The sequence below is a fragment of the Streptomyces sp. NBC_00503 genome (genome assembly GCF_036346895.1).
In the GTDB taxonomy this organism is placed as follows: Bacteria; Actinomycetota; Actinomycetes; order Streptomycetales; family Streptomycetaceae; genus Streptomyces.
In genome coordinates this window covers 3,008,291-3,030,494 of record NZ_CP107855.1, presented here as the reverse complement: position 1 = coordinate 3,030,494, position 22,204 = coordinate 3,008,291, and the positions used below count along the sequence as shown (strand labels likewise).

General features: G+C 72.3%; 17 protein-coding genes and 1 other RNA gene. 14 read left to right on the top strand and 4 right to left on the bottom strand.

Annotated features, from left to right (window positions below; genetic code table 11):
* The first annotated feature begins 287 nt into the window (after positions 1–287).
* Both OG490_RS14150 and OG490_RS14145 read left to right on the top strand, forming a co-directional pair.
* Positions 288–2,111: a serine/threonine-protein kinase gene (locus OG490_RS14150; RefSeq protein WP_330300919.1), complete on the top strand. Its 1,824-nt coding sequence runs from the start codon at positions 288–290 to the stop codon at positions 2,109–2,111.
* Between the two features lie 195 nt (positions 2,112–2,306).
* On the top strand, positions 2,307–3,560 hold the full coding sequence (locus OG490_RS14145; RefSeq protein ID WP_330296641.1) for a serine/threonine-protein kinase: 1,254 nt from the start codon (positions 2,307–2,309) through the stop codon (positions 3,558–3,560).
* A 115-nt stretch (positions 3,561–3,675) separates the two neighbouring features.
* Here the strand turns inward: OG490_RS14145 and OG490_RS14140 are convergent, their stop codons facing one another.
* The gene (locus OG490_RS14140; protein ID WP_330296640.1) at positions 3,676–4,686 is read right to left on the bottom strand and encodes an isopenicillin N synthase family dioxygenase; all 1,011 of its coding nucleotides are present in this window, start codon (positions 4,684–4,686) and stop codon (positions 3,676–3,678) included.
* Positions 4,687–5,003: 317 nt separating this feature from the next.
* On the opposite strand from OG490_RS14140, the gene prfB reads away from it, so the two are divergent.
* The gene (gene prfB, locus OG490_RS14135; RefSeq protein ID WP_330296639.1) at positions 5,004–6,113 is read left to right on the top strand and encodes a peptide chain release factor 2; all 1,110 of its coding nucleotides are present in this window, start codon (positions 5,004–5,006) and stop codon (positions 6,111–6,113) included.
* A 105-nt stretch (positions 6,114–6,218) separates the two neighbouring features.
* Here the strand turns inward: prfB and OG490_RS14130 are convergent, their stop codons facing one another.
* Complete coding sequence (locus OG490_RS14130) at positions 6,219–6,413, bottom strand: hypothetical protein (RefSeq protein ID WP_330296638.1); 195 nt, start codon at positions 6,411–6,413, stop codon at positions 6,219–6,221.
* 224 nt (positions 6,414–6,637) lie between these two features.
* Between OG490_RS14130 and ftsE the strand changes: the two genes are divergently transcribed.
* The 5 genes from ftsE (at position 6,638) to ssrA (ending at position 10,604) form a co-directional block, all read left to right on the top strand.
* Complete coding sequence (gene ftsE / locus OG490_RS14125; RefSeq protein ID WP_330296637.1) at positions 6,638–7,327, top strand: cell division ATP-binding protein FtsE; 690 nt, start codon at positions 6,638–6,640, stop codon at positions 7,325–7,327.
* A gap of 17 nt (positions 7,328–7,344) precedes the next feature.
* Complete coding sequence (gene ftsX, locus OG490_RS14120) at positions 7,345–8,265, top strand: permease-like cell division protein FtsX (protein WP_330296636.1); 921 nt, start codon at positions 7,345–7,347, stop codon at positions 8,263–8,265.
* Positions 8,266–8,332: 67 nt separating this feature from the next.
* Entirely contained in the window at positions 8,333–9,571 is a 1,239-nt protein-coding gene (locus tag OG490_RS14115) for a S41 family peptidase (protein WP_330296635.1), read from the top strand.
* An 18-nt stretch (positions 9,572–9,589) separates the two neighbouring features.
* A complete protein-coding gene (gene smpB / locus OG490_RS14110; RefSeq protein ID WP_330296634.1) occupies positions 9,590–10,075 on the top strand; it encodes an SsrA-binding protein SmpB in 486 nt (161 codons plus the stop codon).
* 140 nt (positions 10,076–10,215) lie between these two features.
* Positions 10,216–10,604, top strand: a transfer-messenger RNA (tmRNA) gene (ssrA, locus tag OG490_RS14105).
* Positions 10,605–10,687: 83 nt separating this feature from the next.
* Here the strand turns inward: ssrA and OG490_RS14100 are convergent.
* Complete coding sequence (locus tag OG490_RS14100) at positions 10,688–12,652, bottom strand: PIG-L family deacetylase (protein WP_330296633.1); 1,965 nt, start codon at positions 12,650–12,652, stop codon at positions 10,688–10,690.
* Between the two features lie 208 nt (positions 12,653–12,860).
* On the bottom strand, positions 12,861–14,165 hold the full coding sequence (locus OG490_RS14095; protein WP_330296632.1) for an MFS transporter: 1,305 nt from the start codon (positions 14,163–14,165) through the stop codon (positions 12,861–12,863).
* Positions 14,166–14,259: 94 nt separating this feature from the next.
* Here OG490_RS14095 and OG490_RS14090 point away from each other — a divergent pair, with 94 nt between their 5' ends.
* From OG490_RS14090 to OG490_RS14065, 6 genes are all read left to right on the top strand, one after another.
* The gene (locus OG490_RS14090) at positions 14,260–15,255 is read left to right on the top strand and encodes a LysR family transcriptional regulator (protein ID WP_330296631.1); all 996 of its coding nucleotides are present in this window, start codon (positions 14,260–14,262) and stop codon (positions 15,253–15,255) included.
* A gap of 143 nt (positions 15,256–15,398) precedes the next feature.
* On the top strand, positions 15,399–16,778 hold the full coding sequence (locus OG490_RS14085; RefSeq protein ID WP_330296630.1) for a nitrate/nitrite transporter: 1,380 nt from the start codon (positions 15,399–15,401) through the stop codon (positions 16,776–16,778).
* Positions 16,779–16,946: 168 nt separating this feature from the next.
* The gene (locus OG490_RS14080) at positions 16,947–18,095 is read left to right on the top strand and encodes a uroporphyrinogen-III synthase (RefSeq protein ID WP_330296629.1); all 1,149 of its coding nucleotides are present in this window, start codon (positions 16,947–16,949) and stop codon (positions 18,093–18,095) included.
* A 23-nt stretch (positions 18,096–18,118) separates the two neighbouring features.
* Complete coding sequence (locus OG490_RS14075; protein ID WP_330296628.1) at positions 18,119–18,661, top strand: GNAT family N-acetyltransferase; 543 nt, start codon at positions 18,119–18,121, stop codon at positions 18,659–18,661.
* 116 nt (positions 18,662–18,777) lie between these two features.
* Positions 18,778–19,356, top strand: a complete 579-nt coding sequence (locus OG490_RS14070) for a CGNR zinc finger domain-containing protein (RefSeq protein ID WP_330300918.1) — start codon at positions 18,778–18,780, stop codon at positions 19,354–19,356.
* 139 nt (positions 19,357–19,495) lie between these two features.
* Positions 19,496–21,817 (top strand): HelD family protein, encoded by a 2,322-nt coding sequence (locus OG490_RS14065; RefSeq protein WP_330296627.1) that lies wholly within the window; start codon positions 19,496–19,498, stop codon positions 21,815–21,817.
* Positions 21,818–22,204: the final 387 nt, after the last annotated feature.

Below are 22,204 nucleotides of genomic sequence, written 5' to 3'. Positions count from 1 at the left end.
CGCGGACCGGCACCGGACCTGCGGCCGGGCCGATCGCATATGGACATCAAGGCGCGGAAAATCGCCCCCGGCATACGCCGCAAACATCACCCTTCGTGCATATGTGCGGCAACCAACCCTCCATGCCCCGCGTCTTCCCACAGGACACCCCCTAGAGTGGGCCGGAAAACCCAGCGCCGGATCGACCGAATCCGACGACCGGATCCGACGACGGAACCCGACGAGATCACGACGAGATGCACGACGGGATCGACGGCGGGATCGACGACGAACAAGGAGCGCGCGACGTGCGGCCAGTCGGCAGCAAGTACCTCCTCGTGGAGCCGCTCGGACGCGGCGCCACGGGCACCGTCTGGCGCGCCAGCCAGCGGGAGGCGGCCGGCGCCGAAGCGGCCGTCACCGGCCACGCCGGCGAGACCGTGGCCATCAAGGTCCTCAAGGAGGAGCTGGCCCAGGACGCCGACATCGTCATGCGCTTCCTGCGCGAGCGCTCCGTCCTGCTGCGCCTGACCCACCCCAACATCGTCCGCACCCGCGACCTCGTCGTCGAAGGCGATCTCCTCGCGCTCGTCATGGACCTCATCGAGGGTCCCGACCTGCACAAGTACCTCCGCGAGAACGGCCCCTTCACCCCGGTCGCCGCGAGCCTGCTGACCGCCCAGATCGCGGACGCGCTCGCCGCCAGCCACGCCGACGGCGTGGTCCACCGCGACCTGAAGCCCGCCAACGTCCTGCTCGACGAGCGCGACGGCCAGATGAAGCCGATGCTCACCGACTTCGGCATCGCGCGCCTGGCCGACTCCCCGGGTCTGACCCGCACCCACGAGTTCGTCGGGACCCCGGCCTACGTGGCCCCCGAGTCCGCCGAGGGCCGCCCTCAGACCTCCGCCGTGGACATCTACGGCGCCGGCATCCTGCTCTACGAGCTCCTCACCGGCCGCCCGCCCTTCGCCGGCGGTACCGCCCTCGAGGTCCTGCACCGCCACCTCAGCGAGGACCCGCAGCGCCCGGCGAACGTCCCCGAGCCGCTGTGGACGGTCATCGAGCGCTGCCTGCGCAAGGAGCCCTACGAGCGCCCGAGCGCGGAGAGCCTGGCGCGCGGCCTGCGCGTCGTGGCCTCCGGCATCGGCGTGCACTCCACGGCGGCCGAGGTCGAGGCCGCGCTCGGCGTCGGCGCATTGCTCGCCCCGGACACCTCGCCCGCACCGGTCCCCGCGACCCCCGGTTCCCACGGGCCCGCGGACGCGACCCAGGTGCTCCCCGGTGGCGCCGGGGCCTCCGCCGGGGTCTCCCCGATGGGGGCGTACGACCCCAACGGCATGACCAGCGTGCTGCCGCCGGTCGGCGCGGCCGACGCCACGTCCGTGCTGCCCAGCACGGGCGGTCCGGGCGGTCAGGGCGGCGCGGATCCGACCTCGGTGATGCCGCCCGTGCAGCGGCCGGACCAGCCGCACCCGTGGCAGTCGCAGATGCAGGCCGCCCGCGACCGCAACGAGCAGACGCAGATGCAGTACCTCGACCCGAGCGAGGACCCGCTGCGCCGCCGGCCGCAGCGCCAGGCGCCCCCGCCGCCGCAGCAGCAGCCGCCCCAGTACCGCCAGCCGCAGCAGCCCCCGCAGCAGCAGCCGTACCGGCAGGGCCCGCCGCAGCAGCAGTACCCGCAGCAGCAGCGGCCCCCGCAGCACCAGCAACAGCAGTACCCGCAGCAGCAGTACGCGCCGCAGCCCCCGCCGCAGCACTACCAGCCGCAGCAGCAGCCCCAGCAGTACCAGCAGCCGCAGCAGCAGGGGCAGCCCCAGTACCGCCAGCCCCAGCAGCAGCCCCCGCAGGGCCCGCCGCAGCGGCAGCGGCCGCCCGAGCGGGAGCCGGCCGAGCCGCGCCGCCGCAGCGCGAACCCGGTGAAGATCCCGGGTCTGGGCTGCCTGAAGGGCTGCCTGGTGCTCATCCTGGTGTTCTTCGTCGCGGGCTGGCTGGTCTGGGAGCTGACCCCGCTCCAGGAGTGGGTCGGCACCGGCAAGGGCTGGTGGGACCAGGTGTGGACCTGGGGTTCGGACGTAGTGGACTGGGTCAGCACGATCGGCGACGCCACGGGAGGCGGCTCCACCCCCTGATCCGGAACCGGAACCGGCCCGATGATTGGCGCGAAATGGCCCCCGAATCCGGCCTCATAGCGCTGACTTCGTGGATTTGTCGACTTCTGGGACGTGATTTCGCCCGCAGAAGTGAAGGTCGCCGCGATCCGTGGACTCCAACCCCCACCCGGCCGCGTAGCTTTGGTGCGTACGCCAGCCGCTGAGGGAGCAGTTGTGGCACGGAAGATCGGCAGCCGGTACACCGCGCACCAGATCCTTGGGCGCGGCAGCGCGGGCACGGTATGGCTGGGTGAGGGGCCGGACGGCCCCGTCGCCGTCAAACTGCTGCGCGAAGACCTCGCGTCCGACCAGGAACTCGTCGGACGGTTCGTCCAGGAGCGCAGCGCACTGCTCGGGCTGGAGCACCCGCACGTCGTCGGCGTCCGCGACCTCGTCGTGGACGGCAACGACCTCGCCCTCGTCATGGACCTCGTACGCGGTACGGACCTGCGCACGCGCCTCGACCGCGAGCGGCGGCTCGCCCCCGAGGCGGCCGTCGCGATCGTCGCGGACGTCGCGGACGCACTGGCGGCCGCGCACGCGGCCGGGGTGGTGCACCGGGACGTCAAACCGGAGAACGTCCTGCTCGACATGCAGGGCCCGCTCGGGCCGGGCGGCGCGCATCCGGCGCTGCTCACCGACTTCGGCGTGGCCAAGCTCATCGACTCGCCGAGGCGGGCCTCCGGCGGCCGGGTCCCGTCCCCGACCACCCGGATCATCGGGACCCCGGACTATCTGGCGCCCGAGATAGTGGAGGGCCTGCCCCCGCGTGCGGCCGTGGACATCTACGCCCTCGCCACCGTCCTGTACGAGCTGCTGGCGGGCTTCACCCCGTTCGGCGGCGGGCATCCCGGGGCGGTCCTACGCCGCCACGTGACCGAGACCGTCGTCCCGCTGCCCGGGATCCCCGACGAGCTGTGGCAGCTGATCGTCCAGTGCCTGGCGAAGGCCCCCGCATCGAGGCTGCGCGCCTCGGAGCTCTCCCTGCGGCTGCGGGACCTGCAGCCGCTGCTGGCGGGGATGCCGCCGCTGGACGTGGACGAGCCGGACGAGCCCGAGCAGCCGGACGCACCGGAACCGGAGGCCGTGGTGACGGACCCGGTCCGGCGCCGCGGAGTGGTCCCGCTGGTCCCCGGCTCCGGCTCCTCCACGGACTCCAACCGCGACACCCACACCTCGATGCGGGTGCCGGGTCCGGACGAGCTGGCGGGCGGCGCGCTGGGCACCGCCCGCGTCCCGCGCCCCGCGGGCGGCCACCGGCCGGGCTCCGCGCGGCACCGGGCGGAGACGGTCCGCAAGCGCCGGCTGGCGCTGTCCGCCGCGGCCGTTGCGCTGGCCGCTGCGGTCGGGGTCGGGAGCTGGCTGGCCGTCTCCTCCGACTCGGCGCCGCCGCAGGACAGCAAGCAGTCGGGCTCGACGGCCCCGTAGGCACCCTGCGGGGGCGTCGCCCCGTAGGCACCCTGCGGGGCCGTCCCCTACCCGCCCTTCCACCGTTCCCTGGGCTCTGCCCAGACCCGCGCCTCAAACGCCGGCGGGGCTGGATTTACGCCCCCGCCAGCTCCGGATGCCAGCGCCGCGCCACCGCCGGGTGGGCGCGGACCCATCCCTTGAGCTCGTTGCGGCCGTACTCCGCGTGCAGCGGGTTCGACGCGTCCTGCGCGAGCCCGGGGGCGGAGCGCAGGTAGTCGCCGGGGACCGTCTCGATGACGGCGTCCAGGCGCGGGTTGTAGAAGAACGGAACCGAATACCGCTCCACGGCGCCCGCCGGGCTCACCACCCGGTGGTCCGTGGCCGTCAGGTACCCCTCCGTCGCTATCTCCAGCAGCTCGCCGAGGTTGACCACGAACGCCCCCGGCAGCGGGGGAACGTCCACGAAGGCCCCGTCCCGGACCACCTGCAGCCCGCCCACCGTGTCCTGGAGCAGCAGGGTGAGGAATCCGTAGTCCTTGTGGGCCCCGACCCCCTGGTCGGTGCCGGTCGGCGAGGATCCCGGGTAGCGGATCAGCTTCGTGTGCAGGTGGGGGCGGTCGGCGAAGGCCTCGTCGAAGAAGTCGGCGGGGGCGCCGATGGAGGCCAGCAGCTCCTGGAGCAGGCGGTGGGCGACGGCCGCCAGCCGGGACTGCCACTCCAGCACCACGTCCCGTAGCTGCGGAAGGGCCTCGGGCCACTGGTTGGGGCCCTCCAGCCACAGGTAGGCCGGGTCGTCCGGGCCCAGCACGGGCGCGGGCCGCTCCGCGCCGACGTCCAGCTGGTCCCGCCAGTCGGAGGCGCCGCCCGTCAGCTCGTGGCCGATGCGGGTGTAGCCGCGGAAGTGCGGGGAGTTCAGATTGCTCACGGCCAGCCGGTCGGCCTCCGGGAGCGCGAAGAAGGCCCTGGTCAGCTCCAGCATGCGGGTGGTTTCGGCGGCGGTGACGCCGTGCCCGGTCAGGTGCAGGAAACCGCTGTCCCGGGCGGCCGCGTGCAGTTCCTTGCGGAAGGAGTCGCGCAGGGCCGGATCATCGGCCCGGGAGAGGTCCAGGACCGGGAGAGAGTCGGAAGAGTGGGCGGACGGCATGACGGCTCCGTTTCGGATGTCACGGGGTCCTGTCCCCCGGGGATGTCGGGGGTCGTGGCCGAGGGGGGCGGTCGGCAGGGGTTGGCGCCGGGGCCGCGGGGCCACTTACAGGACCAAGTCGGATCGGGGTGGATCAGGCTTGGTGCGGGGCCGGCGGCAGACAGCTCGTCGTCGTGACGCGCATGTGGTCCACATGGCGGCGCTTGACGAGGAGGAGGACAGTCATACGGTGAGCGTACGCCCGTGCGATCGTCCGCCAATACGGGTGATTCGGCCTGGCCGGAGAGGCGCCTCCCCGGACCGGCTACGCTGGACCCGTGGCAGTCGTCGATGTTTCCGAAGAGCTGAAGTCCCTCTCCTCGACCATGGGGTCGATCGAGGCCGTCCTGGACCTCGACAAGCTGAGGGCAGAAATCGCCGTGCTCGAGGAGCAGGCCGCCGCGCCGTCCCTGTGGGACGACCCGGACGCCGCCCAGAAGATCACGAGCAAGCTTTCGCACCTCCAGGCCGAGGTCCGCAAGACCGAGACCCTGCGCGGGCGCATCGACGACCTCGCGGTCCTCTTCGAGCTCGCCGTGGAGATGGAAGACGCGGACACCCTCGCCGAGGCGGAGACCGAGCTGGTCTCCGTGCGCAAGGCGCTGGACGAGATGGAGGTCCGCACCCTGCTCTCCGGCGAGTACGCCGAGCGCGAGGCGCTGGTCAACATCCGTGCCGAGGCCGGCGGCGTGGACGCCTCCGACTTCGCCGAGCGCCTGCAGCGCATGTACCTGCGCTGGGCCGAGCGCCACGGCTACCCGACCGAGATCTACGAGACCTCGTACGCGGAAGAGGCCGGCATCAAGTCGACCACCTTCGTGGTCAAGGCCCCGTACGCGTACGGCACGCTCTCCGTGGAGCAGGGCACCCACCGCCTCGTCCGGATTTCGCCCTTCGACAACCAGGGGCGCCGCCAGACCTCCTTCGCGGGCGTCGAGGTGCTGCCGGTCGTCGAGACCAGCGACCACGTCGAGATCGACGAGGCCGAGCTGCGCGTGGACGTCTACCGCGCCTCGGGCCCCGGTGGGCAGGGCGTCAACACGACCGACTCGGCGGTGCGCATCACGCACCTCCCGACCGGCATCGTGGTCTCCTGCCAGAACGAGCGCTCGCAGATCCAGAACAAGGCCAGCGCCATGAACGTCCTCCAGGCCAAGCTGCTCGAGCGGCGCCGCCAGGAGGAGAAGGACAAGATGGACGCCCTCAAGGACGGCGGAAGCTCCTGGGGCAACCAGATGCGGTCCTACGTCCTGCACCCGTACCAGATGGTCAAGGACCTCCGGACGGAGTTCGAGGTCGGCAACCCGCAGGCGGTGCTCGACGGCGAGATCGACGGCTTCCTCGAGGCCGGCATCCGCTGGCGCAAGCAGCAGGAGCAGACCGCGTAAGCACGTACACGTGACGGAAGGGCCCGGACACCACTCAGGTGTCCGGGCCCTTCCGCTGTGTGTCTTGAGAGCTGTGCGTCTGATCGGGACGTGGCGGCTGAGGAGCTACGCCGTCTGCTGGGCCACCAGTGCGAGCGCGGCCACCAGGATCACGAGCAGCGCGATGAGCGCCATCGGGTTGAGGCCGCCGGAAAAGGGGCCTTCCTGCTGGAGGCGCTGGCGGTTCGCCCGGCACACCGGGCAGCGGCCCTGGTTCACGGGCGCGGCGCAGTTCGCGCACACGAGCCGGTCGTATGTCATGCGCTCCTCCTTTCGTCCCCTCGGGTACAACGGCAGCGGGAACGACTCCGTTCCCCTACCACTGTGCCAGCTCCGGAGACATTAGGCGCGGCCCGTCCGGGCAATCACGGTCGCGCACGCCGGGGACCAGGGGATATATCGGGCAACTCCGGACGCCGGGTCCCCACCTCGCGCCCGTTCGCGTATGGTCACGCACACCTACTCCCGGCGACCGTGGTGCACCCGTGATCCGATTCGACAACGTCTCCAAGTCCTACCCGAAGCAGAGCCGTCCCGCACTCAGAGATGTCTCCCTGGACATCGCGAAGGGCGAGTTCGTCTTCCTGGTCGGCTCCTCCGGCTCCGGCAAGTCCACCTTCATGCGGCTCATCCTGCGCGAGGAGCGGGCGAGCCAAGGCCAGGTGCACGTCCTGGGCAAGGACCTCGCCAGGCTCTCCAACTGGAAGGTTCCGCACATGCGGCGCCAGCTGGGGACCGTGTTCCAGGACTTCCGGCTCCTGCCCAACAAGTCGGTGGCCGACAACGTGGCCTTCGCCCAGGAGGTCATCGGCAGACCGCGCGGCGAGATCAAGAAGGCCGTCCCGCAGGTCCTCGAACTCGTCGGCCTCGGCGGCAAGGAGGACCGGATGCCCGGCGAGCTCTCCGGTGGTGAGCAGCAGCGCGTGGCCATCGCCCGCGCCTTCGTCAACCGCCCGGCCCTGCTGATCGCGGACGAGCCCACCGGCAACCTGGACCCCCAGACCTCCGTCGGGATCATGAAGCTGCTGGACCGGATCAACCGGACCGGCACCACCGTGATCATGGCGACCCACGACCAGCAGATCGTCGACCAGATGCGCAAGCGCGTCATCGAACTCGAGCAGGGCCGTCTCGTCCGCGACCAGTCGCGCGGCGTCTACGGCTACCAGCACTGAAAGGCTCCTGAGACGCGATGCGCGCCCAGTTCGTCATGTCGGAGATCGGGGTCGGTCTCCGCCGCAATCTGACCATGACCTTCGCGGTCATCATTTCCGTATCCCTCTCGCTGGCCCTGTTCGGCGGCTCACTGCTCATGCGCGACCAGGTGAGCAAGATGAAGGGCTACTGGTACGACAAGGCCAACGTCACGGTCTACCTCTGCAACAAGAACGACGCGGAGGGCGCCGGCGGGGTCTGCTCGAAGGGGGCGGTCACCCCCGAGCAGAAGCAGGCCATCCAGGCCGAGCTCGAGAAGATGGAGCTGGTGGAGAAGGTCACCCCCGAGTCCGCCGACGAGGCCTTCAAGCACTACCAGGAGCAGTACGGGCACACCGCCCTGGCCGCTTCCATCACCCCGGACCAGATGCAGGAATCCCTCCGGGTCAAGCTCAAGGACCCGGAGAAGTACAAGGTCATCACGACCTCCTTCTCCGGCCGCGACGGGGTCCAGTCGGTCGAGGACCAGCGCAACGTGCTGGACAGCCTCTTCAAGCTGCTCGGCGCCCTCAACTGGGCCGCCCTCGGCATCATGCTGATCATGCTGGTCGTGGCGCTGCTGCTGATCGTCAACACGGTGCGCGTCTCGGCCTTCAGCCGTCGGCGCGAGACCGGGATCATGCGGCTGGTGGGCGCCTCCAGCTTCTACATCCAGGTGCCGTTCATCATGGAGGCCGCCTTCGCCGGCCTCATCGGCGCCTTCTTCGCCTGCGGGATGCTCGGCGCCGGCCAGTACTTCGTGATCGACCACGGGTTCGGGCTGCGCGCGAGGATGGAGCTCATCAACTTCATCGGCTGGGACTCGGTCCTGACCAAGCTGCCGCTGGTGCTCGTCATCGGCGTGCTGATGCCCTCCCTCGCCGCGTTCATCGCGTTGCGCAAGTACCTGAAGGTGTGACGAGCGCCCCGCGGGCGGTCCGGTCAACCACCGGACCTGCCGCGGGGCTTGTCCTAGACTCGGCGCCATGCTGGGCCTGCCGAGTATTCCCGCCTTCTGTCTCCGGCCCCGCGACCTGCGTCGCGGGGCCGCTTTGACGTTGGCCTTCTGCGCGGCCGTCGGCGCCGGTGCGTGCACGGGCAGCTGGGACCGGGAGGGCGACCGGCCGGACGCCTCCGCGGCCCCGTCCGTCCTGGTGGCCCGTACGGGTCCTGCCGCGCCCTTACGGCCGGGCGGGTCCGGGGAAGCCGCGGCGCCCCGCTCCGCCGCCACGGCCGACCGCGAAGCGGTGGCCGGCGCGGCCGCCGAGGCCGTCGCCGAGGGCAAGTCCGCCAAGAAGGCCGCCCAGGAGGTGGTCAGCCGCAGCGGGGACCGCTGGGGCACGGTGTACGACCAGAGCGAGTACGAGGCCTTCTCCGACGACCTCGATGGCCACTGGACCGGGGTCGGCCTGTGGGCCGGACGCCTGCGCGACGGCCGCATCGAGATCGACCGGGTCCAGCCGGGCGGCCCCGCGGCCCGGGCCGGCCTGCGCGCCGGGGACCGGCTGCTGAGCATCGACGGGCAGGGCGTGACGGGCCTGCGCGTCGCCGAGGTGGTGGCCCTGCTGCGCGGCGCCGTCGGAACCCCCGTCGTCCTGAACCTGACCCGCGACGGCGCGGACCTCACCGAGACCGTGCGGCGCGAGGAACTGCGCGCCGAGCCGGTGACCGTACGGAAGATCCCCGGCGGGATCACCGTCATCAAGGTGGCCTCCTTCACCCGGGGTTCCGGCGACAGCGTCCGGGCCGCCGTCCGCGCCGCCCCGCCCGGCGGCGGGGTCATGCTCGACCTGCGCGGCAACACGGGCGGTCTGGTCACCGAGGCGGTGACGGCCGCCTCGGCCTTCCTGGACGGCGGGCTCGTGGCCACGTACGACGTGCGCGGCACCCAGCACGCCCTCTACGCGACCCCCGGCGGGGACACGGCCCGGCCGCTGGTGGCGCTGATCGACGGCGGCACGATGAGCGCGGCCGAGCTGGTGACCGGGGCCCTCCAGGACCGCGGCCGCGCGGTGGCCGTGGGCACCCGCACCTTCGGCAAGGGCTCGGTGCAGATGCCCACGCAGCTCCCGGACGGTTCGGTGGCCGAGCTGACGGTGGGGACGTACCGCACTCCGGCGGGCCGCAGCCTGGACGGCGGCGGCATCACCCCGGACCTGGCGGTGGCGGACGGGGTCGAGGATCGGGCCCGGACGGTATTGAGTGGCATCGGTGCGGGTCGGTAGTGCGAAAATGACCGCACTATGGCAAAGGAAACAGGGCGCAAGCTGATCGCCCAGAACAAGAAGGCGCGGCACGACTACACGATCATCGACACCTACGAGTGCGGTCTCGTGCTCACCGGTACCGAGGTCAAGTCCCTGCGCCAGGGCCGTGCCTCGCTGGTCGACGGCTTCGTGTCGGTGGAGAGCGGCGAGGCCTGGCTCTACAACGTGCACGTGCCGGAGTACAGCCAGGGCACCTGGACGAACCACAGCGCGCGGCGCAAGCGCAAGCTCCTCCTGCACCGCGAGGAGATCGACAAGCTCGACTCGAAGACGGGGGAGACCGGCAACACGATCGTGCCGCTCGCCCTGTACTTCAAGGACGGCCGGGCGAAGATCGAGATCGCGCTGGCGAAGGGCAAGAAGGAGTACGACAAGCGGCAGTCGCTGCGCGAGCAGCAGGACACGCGCGAGACGAACCGGGTGATCTCGGCCGTGAAGCGCAAGGAGCGCGGCCAGCTTTAATCTTCTGGCACACCGTGGTCCACTTCGCGTACGATGGCGTCAGCATCACGCGCTTGCGGGTGGTGAGAACAGTCCTGGCGAGACCGGTACGACCGGTGGAGCCGCCGGGGCATGTTGCCTAACTGAATAGCGTGAAACATGGGGATGATCGGTTTCGACAGCGGATGTCGATGTAGGGGAAGCGAGCCGAGAAAGCGGCAATGATCTCGTTAACCATATGTCGCAAACAATAATCGCCAACTCCAAGAGCGATAACTCCCGCTTCACCCTCGCTGCCTAATAACAGTGAGCTGAAGCCTCTGTGAGGAGCGTCAGCCCGGAAGTGGTCCCGGTCCGGATCCTGGCGTCAACAAGGGATCTAAACCTCTAGCTCCGGTCGCGGGAGCTTGAGGGAAATCAAACAGTGACTGAGCCCGTCGGAGACTTGTCCGTGTGATCTCCGGGGCTGAGAAAAGCGCAGCGGAATGCGCTCGGAGAAGCCCTACTTCTGCACCGTTGGACGCGGGTTCGATTCCCGCCATCTCCACCACCCCATGTGGCCCCTGACCTGCGATTACGTCGCGAGGTCAGGGGCTTTTCGCATGTAATGGCCCGTGGATCGACCTGCGCCGGCTATTGCCCCCACACGGGCGCCGGGGCCCCCGGGGTCCAGCGGGCCAGGTGCAGGCGTGCGTCCACACCGAGGACCGCGGTCGCCACGCAGCCGTCCGAGGCCAGCACCGAGGAGGGTGCGTGTGCCGACAGCGGGCCCGATGCGATCCACGTGGGCGCCGGTTCCTGCACGCCCTCCGGAAGCCAGGCGAAACTGATGGTGCCGCCGTCGTTGCGGGCGGCGAGGGCGATCCTGCCGTCGTGGGTCCGGGTGGCGGTGACGGGGCCGGTGCCGCCGTGGCCGCCGAGCACCTGCGGCTCGGCCTGCCAGGGCCCCTCCGGGCTCTGCCGGTGGTAGCACAGGATCCGGCCGGTGCCGGGCTCGCGCACGAGCAGCAGGGAGCGGTTCTGATCCATTGCGAGATGGGTGATGGGTCCTGCCGGGGCGGGGAAGGGGAGCGCGTCGCCGCGGCTGAAGGGGGACGACGCCTTGTCCCGGCTCCAGCGGATGATCCGGTCGGAGGCCGGGGCGTACAACTCGGGGGCGCCGTCGGGGGAAGTCTCCCAGGCGACGCCTTCCTGGACGGTCCCTCCCAGGTCGTGCCAGGGGCTCCAGGCGCCGGTGGGTTCCTGGCGGCGGTGGCTCAGGCCGTGGCCGAAGTTGCGCACCACGAGTTCGAGGCGCCCGCCGGGCAGAGCGGCGGGTTCGGGCTGGCCGATCTCCCTGCGCTTGATCGGGTTGGGGCCCTCGACGTTGTACGGGTTCCCGAGGTTCTGCCAGCTGCCGAAGGGGCCGCCCGGCTGCTGCTGGGAGACCAGCATGACGTCGCGGCGGTGCTCGTAGCGGCCCGCCGCCAGCGACATGTGGACGCCGAACACGTGCAGCAGTCCGTCGTCGGTGGCGACGACGTTCAACTGGGTTGAGAACGTGCCCCCTTCGGGGGCTCCGGTGCCCAACGGTGCGTGGGTGGGGACACCTTCGTGCTCGTGCCACTGGACGGGATTGCCGTTGAGCACGGTGAAGGCCGTGAGGGCGCCGCTGCCGTCCTGCCGCAGCCATGTCGAGGAGTGGGAATAGCGCGCGTACGTGCTCCGGCCGTAGGGCTTGCGGTGGGCGCGGTCGCCGAGCTGGAAGTCGCCGGGGTCGATGCCGTGCTTGCGCCGGCGGCCGTCCCTTCCTCCGTAGATGTCGAGGCGACGGACCTTGTCCTGGAACGTCGGCCCGCTCAGGTTGTCCGGCCAGACCTTGTTGCCGTAACCCCGGTAGCTCTCGACCACGGGTGCGTCCTGCGGAGCCCGGGTGTCGTAGCGGCGCAGCGCCTCGAAGGCGAACAGCGCGGCCGCGGTGTGCTCCTGGTGGTCGTGGTAGGTGACCCGGCCGTTGTCGTAAGTGGCGTGGTCGGGGTCCGGATCGAGGGTGCGCACCGTCGTGGGCCGGTGCTCGGCCAGAAGGTCGACCAGGGCGTCCAGGAGCCCCTCCCGGGTGATCGCGTTGCGTACGTCCGGCAACGGCGAACCGCTCGGGCGCCGGGCCCACTGCTCCTCGATCTCTCCCGTCCAGAGCCTGTGCAGGCGCATGGGCGGAGTGCCGCCCGCCATCGCCAGGTTGAAGAAGTAGAGGGTGACGGGCGGGCCCTCGCCTCCCAGGACGGCCCGTTCCACCTGGAAACCGCTCGACGTGCCGTACGCCTCGTACGTCCAGGGGGCCGCCGTGTCGGCGCGCGCCGCATCCGCGTACGCCGCGCGCAGACCGCGCTGGCGGGCGGCCACGTACCCCTCGTAATCGACCGGCAGATCATCACGGCCGTTCTTGCCGAGCGGCACGTTGCGCCCGTCCGCCTCGCCCGCGACGAGGTACACGCTGACCACTTCGGCCCCGGCGGCGACCGCATGGAAGAGATCGGGCGCCATGAAGAAGAGGTCGTCGTCGGGGTGGGCGCAGATCTGCACGTGCGTTCCGACGGAGGAGGCGAAGGGTTCGCTCACCCGGCCCTGCAGAACGGGAGGCCGGCGGCTCCGGATCGGCGGAGCGGGAGCGAGGGCGCCTCGAAGTCGCCGGGCGATCGAGCGGACCTTGTTGAGTGGAGGGCGCATGGATTGCTTTCGTCAGTGGTTGATCAATGCCGGGGTGCTGCGGGCGGCCGGTCGTCGGAGCCGATCTAGGAGATGGAATCGGGGGGCGCCGGGTTCCCCGCTACCGGGAATCTCCGCGACGCCCCGGACGGGCTCCGACGAGGAGTGCCAGGAGGGCCGCCGTCGCGGGGAGGGCGTACGGGGTCGTCGTGCCCAGGTGGTCGATCGCGGAGCCGGCGGCGGCGGAGCCTGCCGCTATGCCGGCGAAGAGGGCGGTGACGGCCAGGGTCATGCCCTCGTTGAGGCGGCCCGGCGGGGTCACTCGGTGGATCCGGGACATCGCGGTGACCATGACCGGGGCCGTGGCCATGCCGGCGAGCAGCAGTGCCAGGGCCAGGGGGAGCACCGAGCCGGTGGCCGCCGCAGCCCAGGGGAGCGCCATGGCCCCGGCCAGGGCGGCCAGGCAGGTGGCCAGTCCGCGCGGGCGGAGGGTTCCGTAGAGCAGGCCGGCCGCGCAGGAGCCCGCCGCCTGGAGGCCGAGGACCGGGCCCGAGAGCGCGCCGAGGCCGTGGGCGCCGAGGTGGGCGACGGAGGTGATCTCCAGCGAGCCGAACATCGCGCCGAGGGCCAGGAAGAGCGGGAGGAGGGGGAACAGGCTGCGCAGGCGGGCGCCGGAGCGGGAGGGCGGGGACGGCGGCGGCTCGGTGCCGCGGTGGGCGGTGAAGACCAGCATGCCGGTGAGGAGCAGCGCGGCGCCCGTGAGGGTGCCCGCCTCCGGGAAGACGGCGGTGCACAGGAACGCGGCGGCCACCGGGCCGAGCATGTACGCGAGCTCGTCGGCGGCCTGTTCGAAGGACATCGCCGTGTGGTGCGCGGCGCGGTCGTCCCCCAGCAGGTGGGTCCAGCGGGCGCGGGACATGCCGCCGATGTTGGGGGTGGTCGCGGTGGCGGCGTAGGAGGCGAACAGGGTCCAGGCGGGTGCCTGGGTACGGACGCACACGACCAGGCAGAGCGAGCCGAGGACCGCGATCAGGGTGGCGGGGACGGCGATGCGCGCCTGCCCGTGCCGGTCCACCAGCCGGGCCGTCCAGGGTGCCACGACCGCGGTGGCGGCCAGGCCGGCCGCGACCACGGCTCCGGCGAGGGCGTACGAGCCGCGCTGGCCCGCGATCATCATGACGGCGCTGATGCCGAACATGCCCGTGGGGAGGCGGGCGATGAGGTTCCCGGTGGTGAATCCGCGGGTGCCCGGGAGGGCGAACAGCCGCCGGTACGGGCCGGGGGAGCGGGCCGGACGAGCCCGGGTGGCCGGGGTGGCTGCTGCGGCGGCGAGGACCAGGGTGGCCCCGGTGACGGTCATCAGCGGGCCGGGGGAGCCGGGGCGAGCGGTCGTGTGCGTGGCCGTGGGCGTGGGCGTCGTGGGCATGGCATCAGACTCGGGGCGCCGCCCGTGCCCGGTCCAACACCTGTTCGGGCGCGATTCACCGCTTCCCGTTGTCAATCGCCGTTAGTCTCCTGGGGTGACGCCCCGAGACCTGGACCCCCGGCTGCTGCGCGCCTTCCTCGCGGTGGCCGAGGAGCTGCACTTCACCCGCGCCGCCGCCCGGCTGTACGTCGCCCAGCAGGCCCTGAGCCGGGACGTGCGCCGCCTCGAACAGGGCCTGGGAGCACCCCTGTTCGTCCGTACCACCCGAGCCGTCGAACTGACCGCGGACGGGGAGCGGCTGCTGCCCCTGGCCCGCCGGGTGCTCGCCGCCCACGAGGAGCTGGCCGCCGCCTTCGCCGGGGACGGCGGGTCCCGGCCGCTGCTCGTCGACCTCAACACCGACGGCCCCGGCACCGCCCGCACCGTCCTGGACCGGGCCCGCGAACTCGCCCCCGACTGCGAGCTGATGGCCCGCTTCGAATCCGGGCTCACCCACGCCGCCGCCGAGATCGCCGCCGGCCGCCTCGACGTGTCCTTCGGGTACGCCGACGGCCTCGCCCCGGCGCTGCGGGCCCGCCTCGCGCAGGTGCCCGTACGGTACGAGCCGCTCGCGGTGCTGCTGCCCGACGGGCACGCGCTGGCCGCGCTGGAACACGTACCGCTGCGGGCGCTCGCGGGGGAGACCGTGTACGCCGGGGCCGGCAATCCGCGGACCCTGGAGTGGACCGGGCTGGCCCGCGAGCTGTTCGCCGGGCGGGGGATCGAGGCGGCGCCGCCCGCGCCGGTGGCGGTCGGCAAGGACGAGTTCCGCCGGGTCATGGCCAAGACCGGCAACCCGGTCCTGGCGACGGTGGGCTTCGTCGATCTGCCCGGCTGCGTGAAGCGGCCGCTGACCGGACCGGTGCCGCTGTCGCCGCTGTCGATGGTGTGGCGGAAGGGCTTCGCCCACCCCGGGTTGGACGCGCTGCGCGCCGCCGCGGCGGAGCTGGCCGCCGGGCACGGCTGGCTGGAGGTGCCCCCGGACAGCTGGCTGCCGTCACCCGCGAGCGCGGCGGCGGCCTCGCTCACACCGGGCCGCGGCGGCGGGTGAGAGCAAGGTTTCCCGGCGGTCATCCGGCGGGGACCGGGGCGGAAACGAGCCGTTTCTACGGTCGTCACCACGGACGAGATGCGACGCGACGCTACGAGGCGCGCCGCGATGCGACGTGATCGCAGCAGCTGTGGAGGCGTGTGATGACCAGTACGACCGCTACGACCGCACCGCGCAAGGGAAGCCGCTGGATCGAGCGGTGGGATCCCGAGGACGAGACCTTCTGGAGGGAGACGGGGGAGAAGACCGCCCGGCGCAACCTGGTCTACTCCGTGCTCTCCGAGCACATCGGGTTCTCGATCTGGTCCCTGTGGTCGGTGATGGTCCTCTTCATGGGCCCCAAGTACGGGATCGACCCCGCCGGGAAGTTCTTCCTCATCGCCACCGCCACCTGCGTCGGCGCCCTGGTCCGCGTCCCCTACACCTTCGCCGTGGCCCGCTTCGGCGGCCGGAACTGGACGGTCGTCAGCGCGCTGCTGCTGCTCGCGCCGACCGTGGCGGCGTGGCTGGTCATGGAGCCCGGGACCTCGTACGGCACCTTCCTGCTGGTGGCCGCGCTGACCGGGGTCGGCGGCGGCAACTTCGCCTCGTCGATGACGAACATCAACGCCTTCTTCCCGCTGCGCAAGAAGGGCTGGGCCCTCGGCCTCAACGCGGGCGGCGGCAACATCGGCGTCCCCGTGGTCCAGCTCGTCGCACTGCTGGTCATCGGCACGGCCGGGGCCGGCCACCCGAGGCTGCTGCTCGGCGCCTACATCCCGCTCATCGTGATTGCGGCCGCGCTCGCCGCGCTGCGGATGGACAACCTGGCCCCCGTGCGCAACGACACGGGCGCCGTACTGGAGGCGGTCCGCGAACCCCACACCTGGATCATGGCGTTCCTCTACATCGGCACCTTCGGGTCCTTCATCGGCTACAGCTTCGCCTTCGGACTGGTCCTCCAGACGCAGTTCGGCCGCACCCCGCTCCAGGCGGCCTCGCTCACCTTCATCGGACCGCTGCTCGGCTCGCTGATCCGGCCGGTCGGCGGGGCCCTCGCGGACCGGTTCGGCGGGGCGCGCATCACCCTCGGGACCTTCGTGGGGATGGCGGCGGCCACCGGAGTGGTGATCCTGGCCTCCGTAAGGGAGTCCCTGCCGGTGTTCCTCGTCGGGTTCGTGGCGCTGTTCGTCCTCAGCGGGCTCGGCAACGGCTCGACCTACAAGATGATCCCCGGCATCTTCCAGGTGAAGGCGCTGGTGCGCGGCATGAGCGGCGAGGACGCGGCCGCGTACGGGCGGCGGCTGTCCGGCGCCTCCATGGGACTCATCGGGGCGGTCGGAGCCCTCGGCGGGCTCGGCATCAACCTGGTCTTCCGGGCCGCGTTCCTCGGCTCCGGCTCGGGCACGGCGGCCTTCGTGACCTTCCTCGGCTTCTACGCAGCGTGCTGCGCCGTCACCTGGGCGGTATACCTTCGCCGGCCCGCGCAGGTCATGATCCCCGCGCCGGGCGCGGAGGTGAAGCCGCAGCTCACCTCGGTGTAACGGCCGCCACATCCTGGTTAACGGCACCGAAATACGCGTGAACCGAGCCTGATACGCCCCCGGGGCAGGCTCGGTTCACGCGAACTTCATGCGAGTGCGTGTGAACGCGACACCGGACCCGACGCCGGACCCGACGCCGGACCCGACCACTGCGCGAGGCAGGTCACCATGTACGACACCCCCACCGGGCCGGTCCCGGCCGCCGGGCCGCTCGCGGGCTTCACCATCGGGGTCACGGCCGCCCGCCGGGCCGACGACCTCATCGCCCTGCTCCGCCGCCGGGGGGCCACGGTGCTGCACGCGCCCGCCCTGCGGATCGTGCCGCTCGCCGACGACACCGAACTGCTGTCCGCGACCAAGGAACTCATCGGCTGCGCGCCCGACGTGGTCGTGGCCACCACCGCCATCGGCTTCCGGGGATGGATCGAGGCCGCCGACGGGTGGGGGCTCGGCGAGGAACTGCTCGGGCGGCTGCGGGAGACCGAGCTGCTGGCGCGCGGGCCGAAGGTCAAGGGCGCGATCCGGGCCGCCGGGCTCGTGGAGACCTGGTCCCCGGGGTCGGAGTCGCTCGCCGAGGTGCTCGACCGGCTGCTGACCGCCGGGGTGGCCGGCCGGCGCATCGCCCTCCAGCTGCACGGGGAGCCGCTGCCCGGGTTCATCGAGGCCCTGCGGGCGGGCGGGGCCGAGGTGGTCGGCGTACCGGTGTACCGCTGGATGCCCCCCGAGGACCTCGGCCCGCTGGACCGGCTGCTCGACGCGGTCGTCGCGGGCGGGGTGGACGCGGTCGGCTTCACCTCGGCGCCGGCGGCCGCCTCGATGCTGTCGCGGGCCCAGGAACGGGGCGTACGGGAACCCGTGCTCGCGGCGCTGACCGGCGGGTCGGTGCTGTCGGCCTGCGTGGGCCCGGTGACGGCCCTGCCGCTGCAGGCGGAAGGGGTGGCCACGGTCCAGCCCGAACGCTTCCGGCTCGGCCCCCTCGTACAGCTCCTCTGCCAGGAACTCCCGGGCCGGGCGCGGGTGCTGCCGGTCGCCGGCCACCGCCTGGAGCTGCGCGGCCACGCCGTCCTCCTGGACACCGAGCTCCGCCCGGTCCCCCCGGCCGGCATGGCCCTGCTGCGGGCCCTGGCCCGCCGGCCGGGCTGGGTGGTGGCCCGCTCCGAACTCCTGCGCACCCTCCCGGGTGCGGGCCGCGACGAGCACGCGGTGGAAACGGCGATGGCTCGCCTGCGGGTCGCCCTGGGGGTGCCGAACCTGATCCAGACCGTCGTCAAGCGGGGCTACCGGCTGTCGCTGGACGCGGGGGCCTGCGCGGACTGACGGGGATCCGTTAGCGTGCCCGGATGATCATTGACGGTGTGGAGATGAGGGAGATCCGGCCGGCGGACGCGGCCGGGCTCGCCGAGGTGCTGGAGCGGAACCAGGAATACATGGCGCCCTACGAGCCCCGGCGGGCCGAGGGGTTCTACACCGAGGCCGGGCAGCTCGCGCGGATCGAGGATCTGCTCGCGGACCGGGACGGCGGGCGGGTGCGGCCCTACGTGCTGATCGGCGGCGGGGTGCCGATCGGGGCGATCAACCTGGGCTCCATCGCGCTCGGGCCGCTCTGCAGCGGCGGTGTCGGCTACTGGGTGGATCAGGCCTGGGCGGGCAAGGGGCTGGCCACCGCCGCGCTGGAGGAGGTCTGCCGGATCGCCCGCGACGAGGTCGGGCTGCACCGGGTCGAAGCCGGGACCCGGGTCGGCAACCTGGCCTCGCAGCGGGTGCTGGCGAAGGCCGGCTTCGAGCAGTACGGGCTCGCGCCCCGCTACCTTCACGTCGGCGGGGACTGGCAGGACCACCGTCTCTTCCAGCGGCTGCTCCACGACGACCCGCCCGCCCTCTGATCCGACCGGCCGCCCCCACCCGGTCCCCATCCGTCTTACCGCCGTTCGCCCTCTAGCCGCCCGCCCGCGGGAAGGGCACTCTGGGGGCACGCCCCAAGAGTGAGGCGGTGACGGATATGTGGTTCGACTCCGGGCGGATCTGCCTGGACCTGGTGGCCACCTTCGAGTCCCGCAGGGACGGCGGGGGAGCCGAGGGGATCGGGGACGGGGACGAGCTGCGGCTGTGGCTCGCCGGAGCCGGGCTGGTGCCCGACCGGACCCCGCTCGCCCGGGTGGGAGCCGACTGGGTCCAGGCCTTCCGGGTGCTGCGCGCCGATGTCGAGAGCCTCGTACGGGCCGAGCTCGCGGGGGCCTCGCCGCCCGCGGCCGCGCTGGCCCGGGTCAACGCGGCGGCCGCCGGTCCACCCCCGGGACTGTGTGCCGTACAGGACCAAGAAGGGCACCTCGTGCGGGAGTTGTGCGGCGGCGTCGAATGCGCCGGGCTGCTCGCCGCCGTGGCCCGGGACGCGGTGGAACTGCTCACCGATCCCGGGGACCGGGCGCTGCTGCGGGCCTGCGAGGGGGACGGGTGCGCCCGGGTCTACCTCGACACCTCCCGCGGACACCGGCGCCGCTGGTGCTCCAGCGAGCGGTGCGGGAACCGCGAACGCGTGGCCCGCCACCGGCGCCGCGTGCTCGAATCCAGGCCCGGATGACCCTGCCCGGGGAGGCCGTCCGGCCCCCGCCGGACGTGATCTTCGTCTTGATCCGCGAGCCTTCCCGGAACGGGCGTGCGCGCAGGGGCCCCTTCGCGTACGGTTGACGGTCGCCCATGCACGACCGAAAGGGGCCTTGGTGGCCGCGCAGAATGCCGCTGTCGACAGCACGGCGGATTCCGTCCGCGATCGGGAGATCGCGGTCGAGCAGACGCATCTCGATCACGTGTACCGACGCCTTGAGGAGAAGATCCACGAGGCCGAGTTCCTGATGAACGACGCCGCCAAGCGTGGCCAGGTCGGCACGCCCGGCGCCCTCGCCGAGAGGGACGCACAGGTCTTCCGAGCCGGAATCCACCTCAACCGTCTCAACAACGAGTTCGAGGACTTCCTGTTCGGCCGGATCGACCTGGTCCACGGCAAGGACGGGGAGCGCGGGCCGGACGGCGCGTTCACCTCCGTCGAGCCCGCCGACGATGCGATCCGCGCCGATCTGACGGCGGACATCGCCGAGACGCTCCACATCGGCCGCATCGGGGTCCTCGACTCCGACTACGCGCCGCTCGTCATCGACTGGCGGGCCCCCGCGGCCGCGCCGTTCTACCGCTCCACCCCCAAGGAGCCCGGCCGCGTCGTACGCCGTCGCGTGATCCGTTCCAAGGGCCGCAAGGTGCTCGGCGTCGAGGACGACCTGATGCGACCCGAGGTCACCGCCTTCCTCGACGGGAGCGAACTGCCCGTCATCGGCGACGGCGCCCTGATGGCCGCCCTCGGGCGGGCCCGCACCCACTCGATGCGCGACATCGTCTCCTCCATCCAGGCCGAGCAGGACCTCGTCATCCGGGCGCCCGCCGCCTCGGTCGCCGAGGTCGCGGGCGGACCGGGCACCGGCAAGACCGCCGTCGCCCTGCACCGCGCCGCCTACCTGCTCTACCAGGACCGCCGGCGCTACTCGGGAGGCATCCTCATCGTCTCCCCGACCCCGCTGCTCGTCGCGTACACCGAGGGCGTCCTGCCCTCCCTCGGCGAAGAGGGCCAGGTCGCCATCCGTGCGCTCGGCTCGCTCGTCGACGGGGCCGAGGCGACCACGTACGACGATCCGGGCGTGGCCCGGATCAAGGGCTCGTCCCGGATGCTGAAGGTGCTGCGCAAGGCCGTACGGGGCGCCCTGGAGCTCGGCGGCCCCGGCGGGACGCCCGCCCCCGACCGGCTGCGCGTGGTGGCCTTCGGCCGCCGCCAGGAGCTGGAGGCCCCCGACCTCGAGCGGATCCGGCAGAACGTCCTGTCCGGCACCACCCCGCTCAACCTGCTGCGCCCGCGCGCCCGCAAGCTCCTCCTGGACGCGCTGTACTCGAAGTCCGGCGGCGCTGGCCGGCACAGCGACCCGGAGCTCGCCGCCGAGCTGCGCTCCGCCTTCGACGAGGACATCTCGACCGAGGACGCGTTCATCGAGTTCCTGCACGCCTGGTGGCCCGAGCTGACCCCGCGCGGGGTGCTGGCCTCCATGGCCGACGAGCGGCGCCTGGCGCGCTGGTCGCGCCGCGACCTGAACCCGCGTGAGACCCGGCAGTTGGCGCGCTCCCTGCGCCGGGTGGGCCCGGACGGCAAGGGCGCGCTGTCGGTGCACGACGTGGCGCTGCTCGACGAGCTCCAGCAGCTGATCGGCGCGCCCGCGCGGCCCAAGAAGAAGCGGGAGCTGAACCCCCTCGACCACCTGAGCGGGCTGGAGGAGCTGATGCCGACCCGCGAGGAGACCCAGTGGGAGCGGGCCGAGCGGCTCGCGGCGGAGCGCACCGAGTACGCGCACGTCATCGTCGACGAGGCGCAGGACCTGACGCCGATGCAGTGGCGGATGGTGGGTCGGCGCGGCCGGATGGGCACCTGGACGGTGGTCGGGGACCCGGCGCAGTCCTCGTGGACGGATCCGGAGGAGGCCGCGGCGGCGCGCGACGAGGCGCTGGGCTCGCGGCCGCGGCGCCGGTTCACCCTGACGGTGAACTACCGCAACCCGGCCGAGGTCGCGGAGGTCGCCTCCCGGGTGCTGAAGCTGGCCGCGCCGGGCATGGAGCCGCCGACGGCGGTGCGCTCCACGGGGCTCGAGCCGCGGTTCACGGCGGTGGCGGACGATCTGCGCACCACGGTCCGGGAGGAGACCCGGCGGCTGCTGGAGCAGGTCGACGGCACGGTCGGCGTGGTCGTGGCCATGGACCGGCGGGTGGAGGCCGCGCAGTGGCTCGCGGACCTGGGGGAGCGGGCGGTCGCGCTGGGCAGCCTGGAGGCGAAGGGTCTGGAGTACGACGCCACGGTGGTCGTCTCCCCGGCGGAGATCGCGGACGAGTCCCCGGCGGGCCTGCGGGTGCTCTACGTGGCCCTGACCCGTGCGACGCAGCAGCTGACGGTGGTCTCCACGGCGCAGGACGCCCCGGACGCGCAGGGCGTCGCAGCGCTGCTGCAGCCGTAGCGGGGGCGGGCGGTCCGGGGCCGGGTGGCTGTTCACCCGTGGTCCTCCGGGCCGCTCAGGGCCCCGTACGCCCTTCGGTGGGGGAGGCCGGGCGGGGCGCCGCAGGTGCGTACGGCTGGTTGGTCGGCGGCCACCCGCGTGGTCGTCGGAAGCTTCTGCCGGTAGGGGGATCACATCTGGCGAACCTTTGTTAGCCTGGTGAAGGCACCGACTCGATCCAAGCCCCCGGGCCCAACCTTCGTCGCCTAGAGCGACCACTTGCCGCGAGGCGAGCATGGCGGGTCGGTGTCATAGACGTACGAATCACCAGGTCCGCGTCCTCCACTCCGGTGGGGGGCGCGGACTTTTTTGTATGGGCCACCCATTCCGAAGACCCTGAGAATCTCG

What these genes read in the sequence shown, in the direction of transcription:
- OG490_RS14140 (WP_330296640.1), bottom strand. Translation starts at nt 4,686, where the DNA reads ATGCCGTCCGCCCACTCTTCCGACTCTCTCCCGGTCCTGGACCTCTCC.
- OG490_RS14130 (WP_330296638.1), bottom strand. Translation starts at nt 6,413, where the DNA reads ATGACATACGACCGGCTCGTGTGCGCGAACTGCGCCGCGCCCGTGAAC.
- ftsX (WP_330296636.1), top strand. Translation starts at nt 7,345, where the DNA reads ATGCGCGCCCAGTTCGTCATGTCGGAGATCGGGGTCGGTCTCCGCCGC.
- OG490_RS14115 (WP_330296635.1), top strand. Translation starts at nt 8,333, where the DNA reads ATGCTGGGCCTGCCGAGTATTCCCGCCTTCTGTCTCCGGCCCCGCGAC.
- smpB (WP_330296634.1), top strand. Translation starts at nt 9,590, where the DNA reads ATGGCAAAGGAAACAGGGCGCAAGCTGATCGCCCAGAACAAGAAGGCG.
- OG490_RS14095 (WP_330296632.1), bottom strand. Translation starts at nt 14,165, where the DNA reads ATGCCCACGACGCCCACGCCCACGGCCACGCACACGACCGCTCGCCCC.
- OG490_RS14085 (WP_330296630.1), top strand. Translation starts at nt 15,399, where the DNA reads ATGACCAGTACGACCGCTACGACCGCACCGCGCAAGGGAAGCCGCTGG.
- OG490_RS14080 (WP_330296629.1), top strand. Translation starts at nt 16,947, where the DNA reads ATGTACGACACCCCCACCGGGCCGGTCCCGGCCGCCGGGCCGCTCGCG.
- OG490_RS14075 (WP_330296628.1), top strand. Translation starts at nt 18,119, where the DNA reads ATGATCATTGACGGTGTGGAGATGAGGGAGATCCGGCCGGCGGACGCG.
- OG490_RS14070 (WP_330300918.1), top strand. Translation starts at nt 18,778, where the DNA reads ATGTGGTTCGACTCCGGGCGGATCTGCCTGGACCTGGTGGCCACCTTC.